This window comes from Oceanobacillus sp. FSL W7-1309 (assembly GCF_038002145.1).
GTDB lineage: Bacteria > Bacillota > Bacilli > Bacillales > Amphibacillaceae > Oceanobacillus > Oceanobacillus profundus.
Map to the genome: position 1 here is coordinate 1,537,759 of NZ_JBBOBX010000002.1, position 14,415 is coordinate 1,552,173.

The 14,415-nt window shown below is 37.4% G+C and carries 19 protein-coding genes; 10 read left to right on the plus strand and 9 right to left on the minus strand.

From position 1 onward, the window contains the following. Window positions 1–23: 23 nt before the first annotated feature. Window positions 24–980 (minus strand): BMP family ABC transporter substrate-binding protein, encoded by a 957-nt coding sequence (locus NST46_RS20245; RefSeq protein WP_251660497.1) that lies wholly within the window; start codon window positions 978–980, stop codon window positions 24–26. A gap of 93 nt (window positions 981–1,073) precedes the next feature. Beyond that, window positions 1,074–1,691 carry a hypothetical protein gene (locus NST46_RS20250; protein ID WP_095309543.1) on the minus strand — a complete coding sequence of 206 codons (618 nt, stop codon included), beginning with the start codon at window positions 1,689–1,691 and terminating at the stop codon, window positions 1,074–1,076. Between the two features lie 373 nt (window positions 1,692–2,064). Between NST46_RS20250 and NST46_RS20255 the strand changes: the two genes are divergently transcribed. After that, a complete protein-coding gene (locus NST46_RS20255) occupies window positions 2,065–2,241 on the plus strand; it encodes a DUF2929 family protein (protein WP_095309545.1) in 177 nt (58 codons plus the stop codon). Between the two features lie 49 nt (window positions 2,242–2,290). Here NST46_RS20255 and NST46_RS20260 read toward each other — a convergent pair whose 3' ends face one another. Beyond that, the gene (locus tag NST46_RS20260) at window positions 2,291–2,611 is read right to left on the minus strand and encodes a hypothetical protein (RefSeq protein ID WP_095309547.1); all 321 of its coding nucleotides are present in this window, start codon (window positions 2,609–2,611) and stop codon (window positions 2,291–2,293) included. 99 nt (window positions 2,612–2,710) lie between these two features. Here NST46_RS20260 and NST46_RS20265 point away from each other — a divergent pair, with 99 nt between their 5' ends. After that, window positions 2,711–3,532, plus strand: coding sequence for an undecaprenyl-diphosphate phosphatase (locus NST46_RS20265; RefSeq protein WP_118888742.1), 822 nt, complete (start codon window positions 2,711–2,713; stop codon window positions 3,530–3,532). A 355-nt stretch (window positions 3,533–3,887) separates the two neighbouring features. Here the strand turns inward: NST46_RS20265 and NST46_RS20270 are convergent, their stop codons facing one another. Together NST46_RS20270 and NST46_RS20275 are read right to left on the minus strand one after the other, a co-directional pair. Further along, the gene (locus NST46_RS20270) at window positions 3,888–4,199 is read right to left on the minus strand and encodes a metal-sulfur cluster assembly factor (RefSeq protein ID WP_095309551.1); all 312 of its coding nucleotides are present in this window, start codon (window positions 4,197–4,199) and stop codon (window positions 3,888–3,890) included. 94 nt (window positions 4,200–4,293) lie between these two features. Beyond that, entirely contained in the window at window positions 4,294–5,055 is a 762-nt protein-coding gene (locus NST46_RS20275; protein WP_095309553.1) for a prolyl oligopeptidase family serine peptidase, read from the minus strand. A gap of 138 nt (window positions 5,056–5,193) precedes the next feature. Between NST46_RS20275 and NST46_RS20280 the strand changes: the two genes are divergently transcribed. From NST46_RS20280 to NST46_RS20295, 4 genes are all read left to right on the plus strand, one after another. Beyond that, the gene (locus tag NST46_RS20280; RefSeq protein ID WP_341137672.1) at window positions 5,194–6,030 is read left to right on the plus strand and encodes a Cof-type HAD-IIB family hydrolase; all 837 of its coding nucleotides are present in this window, start codon (window positions 5,194–5,196) and stop codon (window positions 6,028–6,030) included. Between the two features lie 162 nt (window positions 6,031–6,192). Further along, on the plus strand, window positions 6,193–6,342 hold the full coding sequence (locus NST46_RS20285) for a hypothetical protein (protein ID WP_251660500.1): 150 nt from the start codon (window positions 6,193–6,195) through the stop codon (window positions 6,340–6,342). Beyond that, entirely contained in the window at window positions 6,343–6,534 is a 192-nt protein-coding gene (locus NST46_RS20290; RefSeq protein WP_095309557.1) for a DUF3813 family protein, read from the plus strand. It abuts the gene before it with no gap. 218 nt (window positions 6,535–6,752) lie between these two features. Next, window positions 6,753–7,016: a NifU N-terminal domain-containing protein gene (locus tag NST46_RS20295; RefSeq protein WP_095309559.1), complete on the plus strand. Its 264-nt coding sequence runs from the start codon at window positions 6,753–6,755 to the stop codon at window positions 7,014–7,016. Between the two features lie 76 nt (window positions 7,017–7,092). Here the strand turns inward: NST46_RS20295 and NST46_RS20300 are convergent, their stop codons facing one another. Together NST46_RS20300 and NST46_RS20305 are read right to left on the minus strand one after the other, a co-directional pair. Beyond that, window positions 7,093–7,479, minus strand: coding sequence for a hypothetical protein (locus NST46_RS20300; RefSeq protein ID WP_095309561.1), 387 nt, complete (start codon window positions 7,477–7,479; stop codon window positions 7,093–7,095). A 14-nt stretch (window positions 7,480–7,493) separates the two neighbouring features. Then, complete coding sequence (locus tag NST46_RS20305; RefSeq protein WP_095309563.1) at window positions 7,494–8,336, minus strand: YitT family protein; 843 nt, start codon at window positions 8,334–8,336, stop codon at window positions 7,494–7,496. A gap of 166 nt (window positions 8,337–8,502) precedes the next feature. Here NST46_RS20305 and NST46_RS20310 point away from each other — a divergent pair, with 166 nt between their 5' ends. The 3 genes from NST46_RS20310 to NST46_RS20320 all read left to right on the plus strand — a co-directional run bounded on the left by NST46_RS20310 (window position 8,503) and on the right by NST46_RS20320 (window position 10,888). Beyond that, a complete protein-coding gene (locus tag NST46_RS20310) occupies window positions 8,503–9,369 on the plus strand; it encodes a DegV family protein (protein WP_118888740.1) in 867 nt (288 codons plus the stop codon). Between the two features lie 332 nt (window positions 9,370–9,701). Further along, window positions 9,702–9,899, plus strand: a complete 198-nt coding sequence (gene yppF, locus NST46_RS20315; protein WP_303448002.1) for a YppF family protein — start codon at window positions 9,702–9,704, stop codon at window positions 9,897–9,899. A gap of 116 nt (window positions 9,900–10,015) precedes the next feature. After that, complete coding sequence (locus NST46_RS20320; RefSeq protein ID WP_118888738.1) at window positions 10,016–10,888, plus strand: SDR family oxidoreductase; 873 nt, start codon at window positions 10,016–10,018, stop codon at window positions 10,886–10,888. 59 nt (window positions 10,889–10,947) lie between these two features. Here the strand turns inward: NST46_RS20320 and NST46_RS20325 are convergent, their stop codons facing one another. Together NST46_RS20325 and NST46_RS20330 are read right to left on the minus strand one after the other, a co-directional pair. Then, window positions 10,948–12,441, minus strand: a complete 1,494-nt coding sequence (locus NST46_RS20325) for an alpha-amylase family glycosyl hydrolase (RefSeq protein WP_340003175.1) — start codon at window positions 12,439–12,441, stop codon at window positions 10,948–10,950. A 168-nt stretch (window positions 12,442–12,609) separates the two neighbouring features. Continuing rightward, window positions 12,610–12,984 carry a YisL family protein gene (locus NST46_RS20330; RefSeq protein WP_095309575.1) on the minus strand — a complete coding sequence of 125 codons (375 nt, stop codon included), beginning with the start codon at window positions 12,982–12,984 and terminating at the stop codon, window positions 12,610–12,612. Window positions 12,985–13,205: 221 nt separating this feature from the next. Between NST46_RS20330 and NST46_RS20335 the strand changes: the two genes are divergently transcribed. Next, complete coding sequence (locus NST46_RS20335; protein WP_341137673.1) at window positions 13,206–14,396, plus strand: ornithine--oxo-acid transaminase; 1,191 nt, start codon at window positions 13,206–13,208, stop codon at window positions 14,394–14,396. The last annotated feature ends 19 nt before the right edge of the window (window positions 14,397–14,415 follow it).

The window sequence follows — 14,415 nt, forward strand, 5'->3', positions numbered from 1 at the left end:
AAAATGGATATTTCGCTGTTTAATTAGTGTTCATTCGGAAGTAGTCCTGTCTCTTTATATTCTTTAATGAGGTCATGTAATTCTTCCTGAAAAGCTTCTGGAATTGCTTCATTGAATTCACCTAAAGTAATAAACTCGTCGTTAAAATCTAATGTAATCAACTCTCCTGCAAGCTTACCTTCATTAAATTGCTCGGCTGTTTTTTCATAGAGCTCGTCAACATGTTGGATTGTACTTGTTAGAACTGTGTTAGGAGCTATGGAAAGCTGGTCTGTAATATAACCAATCGCATAGTTTTGATCTTCAGCGGCTTTTCGGATAACCTCTTCACTATAAGAATCTCCAATCGGATACACAATATCCACACCATTTTGCTGCATTGTCTTATAAATGCCTGTAGCTATATCGGTATTCGTCCAGCTGTTTGTATAATTTACGCGGATATGAGCATTTGGATTTTGGTATTTTACCCCCTCATAGAACCCCTCTGCTTCTGATTGCCAAGAAAAAGCAGCAATGACACCTATTTCATTTGTAGTCGTCATCTCACCTGCTACCATTCCAGCAAAAAAACCCATCGCATGTGAATTAAAATTTAAACTCGTAACATTTTCACTGCTCTCACCACCGTTAACGTATACAAAATGGACATCCGGATATAGCTCTGCGATATCTATAAAATAGTCACCATACATGTTACTGTGACCAAAAATCAGGTTCACTCCATCTTGTACAAATTCATCAATGGCTTCGTTAATTTCCTCTTCGGTCGTTATATTTTCTTTATAATACACTTGGACATCGAAGCGCTCTTCGATTAGCGAAAGTCCTTTATAGCCCTTCTCACTCCATGCATTCTCATCGATGGCAGTATCAACCAGCAAACCAACATTTTGAATTTGACCTGTATTAAAGTATGAGCAGCCTGAAAGAATTGATGCACTTGCTACGAATAATAGAATGATTTTGATATTCCTCAAGGTCCGGCCTCCATTCTGCCACATTTTCAAAGCTTCTTCCATTGTACCTGCTACATTTTTTTCGGTAAATGAATCCAATGTTACATTTTGATATCAAATCTTGAAATTCCTTTTGGAACGATAATGCTCGATTACAGATTTCACCTTCTCTCGCTTAGGTATATTGTCACGGATGAAGACGTTTTTTTCAAGTTTCGAGTCTCCCTTTTTTCCATCATTTTTATTATTCACATATAGGATCGGTGGTAAATCGGAAACTTGTAGCCACTGAAGGAGCGCCTTGGTAAAATCGCCTATATAAAGTGCACTTTTCTCAAATGTTTCGGATTCAAAAGGTATGAATGTGTCTTCATTATATATCCCTTCTTCCTTCATTGGCATCCACTCTCCAAAAAGAATCGGAGTGTGAATGACAGTACATTTTGTATGTGTGTCGGATTGAAATGAGTTCTTAGCTGGATTAATTACAATTAATTGATCGAATTCATGACGCATATCACTTTCTATATCTCCTAAAAAGATGCCAACAGCATACTTTTTTTGAACGTCTTCTGTAACGATAGAAAACGAACTATTTCGTACAAAAAACATACTTAAATCTTCTTCGGTACTTGTAGTTAAAAAAGCATCCACTTTGTAATCATTTTGTAAGAGCATTTCAACAATATGATAGGTTCTCCAATCATTGCAATCCATTACCAAGATAGACATTCGTAAACACTTCCCTTATCAAGGATATTTTGCGTTACATTTAAGAGGATGTTCAAAAAGTCCGGTGAAAATGACACATCGAGAACAAAGACCTTCGACTAAAAACCGACACGTCCTATGTCGAACGTCAAAGTCACCACATCCTGTGGTAGCTCGTTGGCTTGCTTTTCATCCTCCTATTTGAAGAGGCACTTTAAATATTTTATTTTCATGACAAGCCTTTTCATTTTTGTTTGTATTTGATAAACTATATGAGGATATAAAGATGAATATCGTTCGAATAATAAATTGATCTAAACTTTTTTACAATAGGTTGTTTCAAGTGCTTCTTTTTGTTATAACCTTTTATAGAATAAGAAGTGGGGTGGGAGTTATGCGTTACATAATGACGATTGTTTGGGCTGTTTTGATCAGTGCTGCTGTATCCTATGTGTTAACTAGTATGGGTGGAGAACCTTTCGTCCTATCAGAAGCATTAATTCTTTCAGCTGTTTTTGTAGTAGCTGCTTTCATTTTAGGTGATGGCGTACTAAAAGAGAAAAGTAATTAAATGCAGAAATAACCCTTGCCTTTAGCAATGACGGCAAGGGTTTTCATTTTTAATACCAAGGTAGGATACTTATGGCTGCGAGTGCTGCCAGTGGCAAAATTAACCGTTGAAATCTACGCGGTGGTCGCCCAAATCCATAACCAAACCCTGGATACCCGTATCCAGGAAAACCAAAGCCAAATCCTCTACTATCTTCATGTTCTTGGTAGCCTTGTTGATTTGGGTCTACTGGCATAGCAAAATATACGTATTCATCATCCAAACCAGTTATAATTGCATCAAAACTTGAGCCATCCGTTGTTTGTGCAAGCACATACGAATGCATATGGCTTTTACATAAATCATACATATGTTTAGTATCACTTTTCATTTTCGTAACCTCCTTCTCACCATCAGCCTATTCATAGGCGCAGTATCTGGTGACTTGTTTGCAGGTGAAAATGAATGGCTATAATAAGGAGAGAAAACAATGGAATTTGTATCAGAATTATGGACAATCATCCAGTATTTTATTTTAGGACTCGTACAAGGTGTTACAGAACCAATCCCAATTTCATCGAGTGGACATCTTATTATTTTCCGAGAACTATTTGGTATCGAAGCGAGTGGGTTATCCTTCGAGATATTTGTGAACTTCGCTTCACTTTTAGCGGTTTTCATCATTTATTGGAACGATATTATTCGTTTAATTAAAAACGGCATTATTTACTTAATAAAGCAGGATCCAGAGGCAAAAAGCGACTTTCAATTTATCATTTATCTTATTGTCGCAACAATCCCAGTTGGTATTATTGGCTTGTTGTTTGGCGATGCAATTGGGGAAGCATTAAGCGGAACAAATGTAGTTGGGGTTACACTCTTAATTACAGCAGCTGCTGTATGGATGATTCGTAATCTAAGGGGAAGAAAAAACGACCGCGACCTAACATTGAAGGATGCATTAATTGTCGGACTTACGCAAGCAGTTGCAGTGACACCAGGGATTAGTCGTTCGGGATCAACGATTGTTGCATCGATGCTCGTTGGAATGAGACAAGAAACCGCACTTCGCTTTTCATTCCTGCTGTATATCCCGGTCAGCTTAGGAACAACCATAATTGAAGTTCCTAAATTAGTGAGCAGTCCGGAATTTCAATCCATGCTCATTCCAAATATTATTGCCTTTATCACGGCATTTATTGCAACCTACTTTGCATTAAAATGGTTTATGAACATCATGGCTAAAGGAAATTTAAAATATTTCTCTTATTACTGTGTTGTCGTAGGGTTATTGGTTATATTTTTCTTATAGAAAAGCCCTGGTTTAGTAATGCGAGGAGACTCGCTTCGTAAATAAGGCTCAACGTAATCCACACAACTTTCAATTAGTATAGTTTCACGAAGCAAGAACAAAAGCGCAAGCGCCCGTTTAGCGACGTACGGACTGGACTGAGCCGCAGGAGATAAAGGAAACACGGCGACCGTAGGAAGCCGATGTTGACTTATCGTACGGAGGTGAGGGAAGTCTCGCTAGTCGTTGGGCGCTGGAGCTGGACGTGGCTGTTCCGGCAACTAAGTTATCCACTGCATTCAAATTTTATAGTTTCCGAAGCAATTAAAAAAGCAGCTCCATTACATTTCGGGCTGCTTTTTCTTATTATTTAAGCTCAATCCGGAATTCCCAGGGCAATTTTAGCATAACGTGACATTTTATCTTTACCCCATGGTGGATCCCATACAACATTTACTTTTATTTCTTTCGCTTCTGGAATATCTGCAAGTGCATGCTTAATATCTGTTTCAATATGCGCAGCCAGTGGACATCCCATTGACGTTAAGGTCATTGTAACGTTACAAACCCCATCTTCATCTAAATCAACATCATATATTAATCCTAAATTAACAATGTCAATGCCTAACTCAGGGTCGATTACATTTTCTAATGCGCCAAGTAAATTCTCTTTTAACGCTTCATCCATCTCTTCTACCTCCCATCCTTCATCTATTTCTATTTAAACATAAATTCAGGTTTTATTAAATGATTTTAACCTCTTCCTCCTGCCACTATCATCATTATAAATGTTTATCAAACCATTTTACTGTTTCCAATATAGCTGATCGACTTACTTTATGATTTTGGTTTGGTTCTTTAATGAATTTAATGTTCTCTTTATTTCGATAGACCATTTGAACTTCATCATAAAATGTATAGGAATGATCAAACGGAACAACTGAATCACTTTCTCCATGCCAAAATAATAACGGACGGTCATTTAATTTCTCTGGTTGCTTTGATAAATCATAATTCTCTAATTGCTCATAGAGACTCTCAATCATTTCCTCTGTTACCGGCAGGTCCCCTACTTTTTTAAAGCTCTCAACCAATGTCTTTGCATAAGTCGTAATTTTCGGAGAGCCCATTAAAATTGCTGCCACTTTAATCCATGAATACTGTGACAATGCGGCAGATGTCGTAATTCCTCCCATACTTGTTCCGGCCACTCCAAAACGGTCTTCCAAAATCAACCCTTTCGATTCGAAAAATGATTTAATAGTGGCTAATTCTTTTACATTTTGCATAACGATGTTCCAAAAAGAAACCTGTTTTTTTAATTTTGGTATATCTGGCTCTCTTTCACCATGATACATGCTGTCAGGTAAAACTACTCTAAAGCCCTTTTCAGCTAACAAATATGCTAACGGTAGATTATGTTCTTTTGCACTTGTAAATCCGTGAAAGTAGGTAATAACTGGTAATGCTTCATTTTTCTTTTCTGCGTCTACTACAACTAAGCATGGTATCGTTTGGATAGTTTCTGTATAGATTCCGATCATGTATGTTATTCCGCTCCTTCTCTTTATACTACGTTCTATTTTAAGGGTAAACTTGAGCTTGTTGCAAATAATGTAAAGGAAAAATTACTTTACATATTTCGCTTTCCTCTATACACTATCACATACGAGGTGAATTTTATGGAAAATAAAAAACATTTAATTGCGTTGGATCTTGATGGTACACTTCTAACGAATAAACAAGAGATTAGTGCTCGAACGAAGCAAACGATTCAAACTGCCATGGAGGAAGGGCATCTCGTTGTGATTTCTACTGGTAGACCACACCGTGCAAGCATTCATTATTATAATGAACTTGGCTTAAACTCTCCCATGGTTAATTTTAATGGTGCATTAATCCACCACCCACAAGATCGCACATGGGATTTCGCTATGCATACTCCAATGCCACTCAAAACTGCTCATACCATAATTGATGCCTGCTATGATTTAGAGGTTCATAACATATTGGCTGAAGTGATGGATGATGTTTATCTTGATAATTACAGCCAGGAGATAATTGACATTTTCCACCAAACTCAAAAATATCGACCTTATATTATTGGAAACATCAAAGATAAATTAGAAGAGGATCCAACTTCTGTTCTAATTTACCCGAAAAAAGATCATATTGAGTCATTGCGTAACCATCTGGATGATTATCATGCCGAAATTATTGAGCACCGTAGATGGGGCGCACCTTGGAATATCATTGAAATCATTAAAAAAGGGATAAACAAAGCCGTTGGGTTACAAAAAATTGCTGATTATTACGGTATTCCAAAAGAACGTATCATTGCCTTTGGTGATGAGGATAATGATCTAGAGATGATTGATTACGCTGGTGTCGGCGTTGCAATGGGCAATGCAATTGATGAATTGAAGTCCGTTTCAAAATATCAGACCTTAACAAATGAACAAGATGGAATTGGTGTTTTTCTAGAAGAGTATTTAAAGATTAAAGTAAAAACAGTTTAATTGAACTTTTTGAACACTACTTTATACGCCAGTACTTACCAGCTATATAAAATGGACGATCGTCCATACTACTTAGTGAACGTATGATACGTTCACTTTTGATTTGCTTTACTTTTAGCATCTGTTCCGAGTAATTCGTTATTATCCAAGGAGGTTTTCGTCTTGGGCAAACGAAGTAAATCGAAGCGTTTCATTCATCAGGGTGCCGCTTCTGTCAAAAAACATGCAGAGGTTTTCACCTATCGTTCCACTTTATCGGACGAAGAACGAAAGCATGAAGAAGTAGACAACCACAATCTAGGAGGGTTTTAGGTGCAAAACAACCTATTCCAGCAAGCTAAAGACGCAGTTTCAAACATGATGATGCAAGGCAATGCTAACTCCCAAGATAAGCAAGCTGCGCAAAACGCAGTGCAAGCAGCCTACACCGAGGCTACACCTGAGGAACGCAATCAATTACAACAACTTGAACAGCAGTTGAAACAGCACAATCAATTACAGTAATGAATTCTTAAGCAATCTCTAATTCATTAAGCAAAATAATGAAGCTGGTTTGCTAAACGAAAAATCTCCCTGTCGTTCAGGGAGATTTTTTATTTAAGCGCTCTATTCTGCACTATTCATTAAACTGTTTGAATTCGACCATTACACATGGGTCTTTCTTTTTTTTTATACACATTTCTGCTACTATAGAAGTAAGTATGTTTAGGAGGGATTTTGTTATGGGAGTTCGCATAGAAGCTACACCTAACCCTAATGCGATGAAATTTACTACGGACAAGTTAATTTTTGAAGGCACAAATAGCGTTTCCGTTATGCCAGGCAATACAAGCGAATACGATATTTTAAATGATTTGATGGAACTTGAAGAAGTAGATAATGTATTTGGCTACCAAAACTTCATCACTGTTAATAAACAGTTTGATGTGGAGTGGGACACTTTAAATCCAAAAGTACTAGAGATTTTTGAAAAACACGGATATTAAGTACATAAAGCAAGAGGTTAACCATTTCTTCTGGTTAACCTCTTGCTTTAATAGTACACATTTCACGATACCGATTTTATTCCTTTTTTATATCAACTGGAATATAGTTCGGGTTTACAATTTCATCGTCCATATTTTTTCCATATAACATCATAATTGGTGGATTGTTACTTTCAATCACAGCTTCAGATAGCTTTTCTTTAATTTCAAATTCCACCCAATCACCTGATTTCTGTGCGATAGAAATTCGTTTTTCTTCAGAAATTTGCTCGTCCCCTTGTTCGATAACATAGAAAAATTCCCCTTCTGTCGCAGCAACTTCACCGGTTAACACAAATTCATTTGCATCTGATACAACATCAATATTTTGAAATACGATTGAATTATTATTTTCTGCTGCTTGATTTTCATTTCCACATGCCGCCAGCAAAAAAACTATAATTATAAGCATGAAATATCTCATTTGTCATTCTCCTATCAATCACGTCTGAAAGAACCAAACACACCTGCAGTTTCCACAACATTTGTAAACGCAGTTGGATCTACCTCATTAATTATTTTTTCTAAGTCATATAACTCATAACGTGTAATTACAAGATACATTACACTTTTGTCTGCTTTCGTGTAAGCTCCCTTTGCAGGCAAAATTGTTATACCCCGAATCATTTTTCGATGAATTGCTTCCTGTAATTCATCTGCTTTAAGTGTAACAATCCATGCTGTAACTTTCTCATGTCGTGTATGAATCGCATCAATTACCCGTGTCGATACATATAACGTAACCATTGTGTACAACGCATTCTCAGGTTCGTATAAAATTCCAGCAAACAAAATAATGACGGCATTCATCACTAAAAAGTAATTACCAATCGGCTTATCCTTCAAGCGCGATAAAATCATCGCTACAATATCCATCCCTCCAGTAGAAGCACCGATTTTTAGTGTGATACCTACTCCAACGCCACCAATAACCCCACCAAATGCTGCGTTCAATATAATATCACCAGAAAGCTCGATTACAGGAATAACCTCTAAGAAAAGCGTGGAGAAGAATACAGAGATAATGCTGTAAATCGTAAAACCTTTACCAACTTTATACCAGCCTAAAAGTAAAACCGGAATATTTAGTACAAAAAGCAAGATCCCTGTACTGATACCAATTCCGATAAAATCATTAAACACACTTGATAGCAGCTGGGCTGCCCCGGTAAACCCACTTGCATATACATTTGCTCCAATTAAGAAAAAGTTTAACGAAATTGCATTTAATAACGCACCGAATATCACAACAATTATGCGTTTTGCTTCCATCATAAACATAGTAGCACTTCAACCTCCTCTTTAATATACTTCATACACCTTTAGTAGTAATTTCAACCATCTTCAATATTGTAGATAATTCTAACTATTACTGGATTATACTTTGACTAAAGCACTAGATAGCTATAAACTAGACATAGAAAGAATTTAGAATGTAGGTGAAAAAATGACGATACAAATTCTCGCTGACTCAGCAAGTGATTTATCATTGAAACATTATAACGAATTTAACATCGAAATGGTATCATTAACCGTTCATTTAGAAGAAAAAGAATACGAAGACGGAAAAACTATTGAACCTAAAAGTGTCTATAACGCAATGAGAGATGGGAAATCTCCGAAAACTTCTCAGGTCTCGCCACAAACATTTAAATCTGTTTTCACGACTTATGCCAAAGCAAATAAGCCTCTGGTTTACATTGCTTTCTCTTCTGCTCTATCAGGTACTTATCAAACTGCTAAAATGATGGAACAGGAAGTAAAGGAAGAATACCCGGATGCGCCCATTCACATTATCGATACTAAATGCGCCTCAATTGGATATGGGCTCGTTGTCCTGCACGCTGCAAAACTTGCACAAAATGGTGCCAGCTTAGAAGAAATCATGGAAGCCGCTACCTATCAAGCTGAACATATGGAGCATATTTTTACGGTAGATGATTTAGAATACCTATATCGCGGTGGGCGTGTCAGTAAAACTGCAGCATTTGTCGGTACATTACTTAAAATCAAACCTTTACTCCATGTTGAAGACGGGAAATTAATCCCGCTTGAAAAAATTAGAGGCTCAAAAAAAGTACTTGGCAGAATGCTTGAACTCATGGAAAAACGTGGAACTGATTTTCAAAATCAAACGATCGGTATTAGTCATGGTGATGCCCTTGAAACTGCTGAAAAGCTAGCTTCCATGATCAGTGAAAAATTTGGTGTAGAAAAAGATAACATTCTGATTGAGATGGTCGGTTCTGCAATCGGTTCGCATTCAGGACCCGGAACTATCGCGTTATTCTTCTCAAACAAACCAACCAAATGATAATCTTAAAGTCTGTTCCAGTAAAATGGGAAAGGCTTTTTTTATTACCTTAAATTGATACGTTTAAAATATAGAATGGGAACTAACTCCCAAACACATCAACTTAAAGAACAACAAGATTACCCTGAATAGGTCTAAATAAGGCGGATTATTACCATTGGTAATACAATCTATACTTTTTCCTGCGATCAATATAGTGTTTACAGTGTAGAGAATAACCGTGTAATGGAAGCTTTCCCATGCGACATCAAACAGCAGTAACTTGAAAAAGTAGTATGAATGAGCCTCCTTCAACATATGAATGTATAAATAACTTATGATGGAGGTTTTCCATGCTGAACGAATTATTGGACGCCTTTGAGATGGAACACAAATTTGCCCCGCAAACGATTGATAATTTATTAGACTATTGCCAGAAAAAATATATCCATGGCGAAATTGACCTTAAAACATATCGTGCGTTTTATAATTGTTTGCATGAAAAGGGTGCTGTTTCTGCACATGAAATATCAATTGAGAAAAAAGTTTAACCGTATCCATTGTTTGTAATTCCCAATCTCAAGTTTTCCTAATCTATTTTCCATGATTGAAATTCCACGATCCGGGTACATTGTTAATAAGCAATTTTCAAGGAGGAACTTTTATCATGGAAATGGAACAAAAAAACGGAACACAAACCCCTCCGGCTCAAATACAACACAAACAGCCCGGAATTGAAGCAAAAATGAATCCAGAACCAGCATATATTCGAAACGAATACAAAGGCAGTGATAAATTAAAGGATAAGGTTGCCATTATTACTGGCGGTGACAGTGGAATCGGTAGATCCGTAAGTGTACACTTTGCAAGAGAAGGTGCATCCGTCGCAATTATTTACTTGGATGAACATGAAGATGCGAATGATACAAAAAGACTGATTGAAAATGAAGGTCAGAAATGTATTTTAATTAACGGCGATATTGGGAATCAATCATTTTGTGAGGCTGCTGTTACCGAGGTATTAGACACATTCGGTAAAATTGATATACTCGTTAATAACGCTGCTGAACAGCACATACAGAATAGTATTATGGACATTACAAGTGAACAACTGGAAAAAACGTTCCGAACCAATATTTTCAGTATGTTTTATCTGACAAAAGCTGTATTACCGAACCTAAAATCAGGTAGCAGCATAATTAATACGTCCTCGATTACCGCTTATAAAGGAAATGTAGATTTAATTGATTATTCTGCTACAAAAGGAGCGATTACTTCCTTTACAAGATCGCTTTCCGGCTCCCTCGTTGATAAAGGCATTCGAGTGAACGGGGTTGCACCAGGGCCCATTTGGACACCTTTAATCCCAGCATCCTTTACGGAGGATAAAGTAAGTAATTTTGGTGCAAATGCACCAATGAAGCGACCTGGTCAGCCACAAGAATTAGGACCAGCGTATGTCTATTTAGCAAGTGAAGATGCAAGCTATATTACTGGCCAAATGATTCACATTAATGGCGGTACAATTGTAAACGGCTAACTAAATTCGACAAAGCTCTCCAGGAACGTTCCTTTTGGAGAGCCTTGTCCATATGTCAATTACATGTTCGACTTCTTTTGTTTAGCACTTAAGAATATAATTGCCCCAATAAACAAAACAAACACACCGACGACAAACCCGATAAATAACCAATTAAAGCCTGCGTCTGTTTGAACGGTATACACTTCAGCACTCTCCCGCGCTAAACCAATTCGGTAATCCCCATTTTCATTTTCTCTTACTAGATTATCACCGAGATATCCTCTTAACTCCATATTTGAAGGTATGTCTGAAACATCAACATATGCTGACTCACTACCATTGTTAATTGCGATATACATTGTTTCATCATTATAGGTTCGTTTAAAGACGCTTAGCGCACCAGAAGAATCAACGATTTCAAAATCACCATACCGCAGCACTGGAAACTCATTGCGTAATGCTGAGATTCGATTATGGAATTCCTTTAAATCTGGTTCTCCACTATTAAATGGTACTAAACGCTGGGATTCCTCTGCTTCTGTGCCATACATCGGAAGTTCACTTCCCTGAAGCAACATTGGCACTCCTGGTGTTGTATACATATAAGTTAATGCCAATGACCACGTTGTTAGCGTATTTCTTCCATTCTCAGAAAATTTCTGTGTAAAGCGTTCTGAATTAAAATCATCCATATACAATAAAGGCTGCTGATTTTTTGCTGTTTGCCATACTTCATAAATATTTTCCACCGCATTGTCTGGTTCAGCAAAAACCTCCACCATTGCATCATTTAAGCGCATATTGCCTACCGCATCCAATGCAGTGTCGTTTATTAATTCAGCATTATCCGCATCCGTAACGAGGATATCACCGAGCAGATAAAATTCAGGATTCAATTCTTTTATATACTGTGTAAAGCTCTCCAAAAATGTCAATGGTGCTTGATCAACTGCATGAAGCTTAAAGCCATCAATTGCTGTTTCCTCCATCCAATACGCAGCAACGTCTAGTAAATAAGCTTCCACCTCCGGATGCTCCAAATTTAAACGAACAGTGTTCTCCATCCAAGCTGGCTCTGTCAACTCATTGTCAATAAACCAATCTGCTTTTTCTGAATCATCGACGATTGGATGACTTGCAGCAACATAATTCGTAACAAATTCTATAACTACTTTCATATCACGATTATGTGCTTCTTCAATCAACGTATGTAAGTCTTCCATTGTTCCAATATGATCTTCCACCTGATAAAAATCTTCAATCCAATAGCCATGGAACCCATTGTCACTATTTTCCATCAAAGGGGATAAAGAGATTGTTGTAACCCCAATTTCCTGTAAGTCATCGAGCTTTGCAATTACTCCTTGAAGGTCCCCTCCGTGGTATGCTTGAGGATCATCAAGATTTACTTGAGTATCATTAGTCGGTGTGCCATTATTGTAACGATCAATCAAAATGTTATATATAATTTCATCCTCTAGTCCCCGTTCTCTTTCAGCTGCAACATTGGGAACAAATGTCATAAAAGCTATTAAACCTACTGCTAAAAACACCCCTGCTATTTTTTTCATAAATAATCCTCCATCGCTTTTCAAGCTGTAAACTATCTCTTTACTTAATTATTAAGGAAGGAGAAAAATAGTCAATCCCATTGCTTGGATTGTTGAAAAGCCTTCACATTATTGGGTTAAATACATTTAAAAAGACTGCCCAAAATGGACAGCCTTTTACCTTCGCTATTAAAAATAAAAGCCCATTGGCAAACGGAAAAAGCCAAGTACGAGTACAATGAGAAGTGCAATCCAAAATTGTATCCAAACACCTTTTGTTGGTTTTCCTTTGCCTAACTTTACAAGAATCATTTCCATTGCTGCAATAAGCCAGATTCCTGCAGCTCCCTTTGTAGCAGCTTCAGCCGGATATGGCATTTGATAGCCGCCACTGAAATAATCCAACACGAGTACAATACCTGTATACAGAATAAACAGATAAACTAGACGTAAGATCATGTGAACGATTTTCGCTGGTTTTGCTTTTCCTTGTTTTTGCATTACGATTGCAACGATGAACAAAATTAATCCTAATACCCATCCTGTAATGTGCATATGTGTCATTAGTATACTACCTCCTTATATCAGCATTTAAGGTTGTCCAAAAAGGTGTTAAAAATCTTCCTTTTGCACACATCGTTTAGAGCTGATATACCGATTTCTATTCGTATCATATCATGGAACTAAGAATAATTCATTTATTTGCTCTAAGGAGAAGTAATTCAATTCTAAAGCTGTTATACTAAACATGGTGTTTAAATTTTCCAATAATGGAGGGTCAAAATATGAGAAGTCAAGAGATTATCGACCAGACACAACAATTCGGTGCGAAGAACTATCATCCCCTTCCAGTAGTCATTTCAAAATCAGAGAATGTTTGGCTCGAGGATCCAGAAGGAAATCGTTATTTGGATATGCTGAGCGCTTATTCAGCCGTTAATCAGGGGCACAGGCATCCTAAAATTATTGCAGCATTAAAAAAGCAGGCGGACAATGTCACTCTAACATCTAGGGCGTTTCATAATGATCAATTAGGACCGTGGTATGAAAAAATTTGCAAGCTGACAAATAAAGATATGGCACTTCCAATGAATACTGGAGCCGAAGCAGTGGAAACAGCAATTAAAGCTGCAAGGCGATGGGCGTATGATGTCAAAGGAGTAGAAAATAACAAAGCTGAAATCATCGCTTGCGAAGGCAACTTTCATGGTCGAACAATGACGGCGGTTTCTTTATCTTCTGAACTTGAATACCAACGCGGCTTCGGGCCAATGCTCCCAGGGATTAAACTAATCCCGTACGGAGATATTGATGCTCTAAAGAATGCTATCAATGAGAATACGGCTGGTTTTCTTTTCGAACCAATTCAAGGAGAAGCCGGGATTATTATTCCACCTGATGGATTTCTAAAAGAAGCTTATAACGTGTGCAAGGAAAATAATGTCCTATATATTGCAGATGAAATTCAATCGGGACTTGGTCGAAGCGGAAAGCTATTTGCTTGCGACTGGGAGCATGTTTCTCCAGATATTTTAATTCTCGGAAAAGCCTTAGGTGGCGGCGTTTTCCCAATTTCCTGTATCGTTGCCAATAATGACATTCTTAGCGTGTTTAATCCTGGTTCACACGGTTCTACTTTTGGCGGGAACCCACTTGCTTGCGCTGTTTCCATTGCATCATTAGAGGTTCTGGAAGAAGAAAAGCTCGCTGATTGGTCCCTTGAGATGGGTAATCATATGCTCAATGAGCTTAGAAAAATTAATAACCCAATCATAAAGGAAGTACGTGGTAAAGGGTTATTTGTTGGTGTCGAGCTTACTGAAAGCGCTCGCCCATATTGCGAGGCATTAAAAGAGAAAGGTCTATTATGTAAAGAAACACATGAAAATGTCATCCGCTTTGCCCCTCCGCTTGTCATTTCTAAAAAAGACTTAGAGTGGGCTATAGTTCGAATCAAGGATGTACTGCAGCCTTAAAAAATAACATTAAAAATCA

What these genes read in the sequence shown, in the direction of transcription:
- NST46_RS20300 (WP_095309561.1), bottom strand. Translation starts at nt 7,479, where the DNA reads ATGAGATATTTCATGCTTATAATTATAGTTTTTTTGCTGGCGGCATGT.
- NST46_RS20330 (WP_095309575.1), bottom strand. Translation starts at nt 12,984, where the DNA reads ATGACACATATGCACATTACAGGATGGGTATTAGGATTAATTTTGTTC.
- NST46_RS20255 (WP_095309545.1), top strand. Translation starts at nt 2,065, where the DNA reads ATGCGTTACATAATGACGATTGTTTGGGCTGTTTTGATCAGTGCTGCT.
- NST46_RS20310 (WP_118888740.1), top strand. Translation starts at nt 8,503, where the DNA reads ATGACGATACAAATTCTCGCTGACTCAGCAAGTGATTTATCATTGAAA.
- NST46_RS20275 (WP_095309553.1), bottom strand. Translation starts at nt 5,055, where the DNA reads ATGATCGGAATCTATACAGAAACTATCCAAACGATACCATGCTTAGTT.
- NST46_RS20325 (WP_340003175.1), bottom strand. Translation starts at nt 12,441, where the DNA reads ATGAAAAAAATAGCAGGGGTGTTTTTAGCAGTAGGTTTAATAGCTTTT.
- NST46_RS20280 (WP_341137672.1), top strand. Translation starts at nt 5,194, where the DNA reads ATGGAAAATAAAAAACATTTAATTGCGTTGGATCTTGATGGTACACTT.
- NST46_RS20295 (WP_095309559.1), top strand. Translation starts at nt 6,753, where the DNA reads ATGGGAGTTCGCATAGAAGCTACACCTAACCCTAATGCGATGAAATTT.
- NST46_RS20335 (WP_341137673.1), top strand. Translation starts at nt 13,206, where the DNA reads ATGAGAAGTCAAGAGATTATCGACCAGACACAACAATTCGGTGCGAAG.
- yppF (WP_303448002.1), top strand. Translation starts at nt 9,702, where the DNA reads ATGCTGAACGAATTATTGGACGCCTTTGAGATGGAACACAAATTTGCC.
- NST46_RS20250 (WP_095309543.1), bottom strand. Translation starts at nt 1,691, where the DNA reads ATGTCTATCTTGGTAATGGATTGCAATGATTGGAGAACCTATCATATT.
- NST46_RS20270 (WP_095309551.1), bottom strand. Translation starts at nt 4,199, where the DNA reads ATGGATGAAGCGTTAAAAGAGAATTTACTTGGCGCATTAGAAAATGTA.
- NST46_RS20265 (WP_118888742.1), top strand. Translation starts at nt 2,711, where the DNA reads ATGGAATTTGTATCAGAATTATGGACAATCATCCAGTATTTTATTTTA.
- NST46_RS20320 (WP_118888738.1), top strand. Translation starts at nt 10,016, where the DNA reads ATGGAAATGGAACAAAAAAACGGAACACAAACCCCTCCGGCTCAAATA.
- NST46_RS20305 (WP_095309563.1), bottom strand. Translation starts at nt 8,336, where the DNA reads ATGTTTATGATGGAAGCAAAACGCATAATTGTTGTGATATTCGGTGCG.
- NST46_RS20260 (WP_095309547.1), bottom strand. Translation starts at nt 2,611, where the DNA reads ATGAAAAGTGATACTAAACATATGTATGATTTATGTAAAAGCCATATG.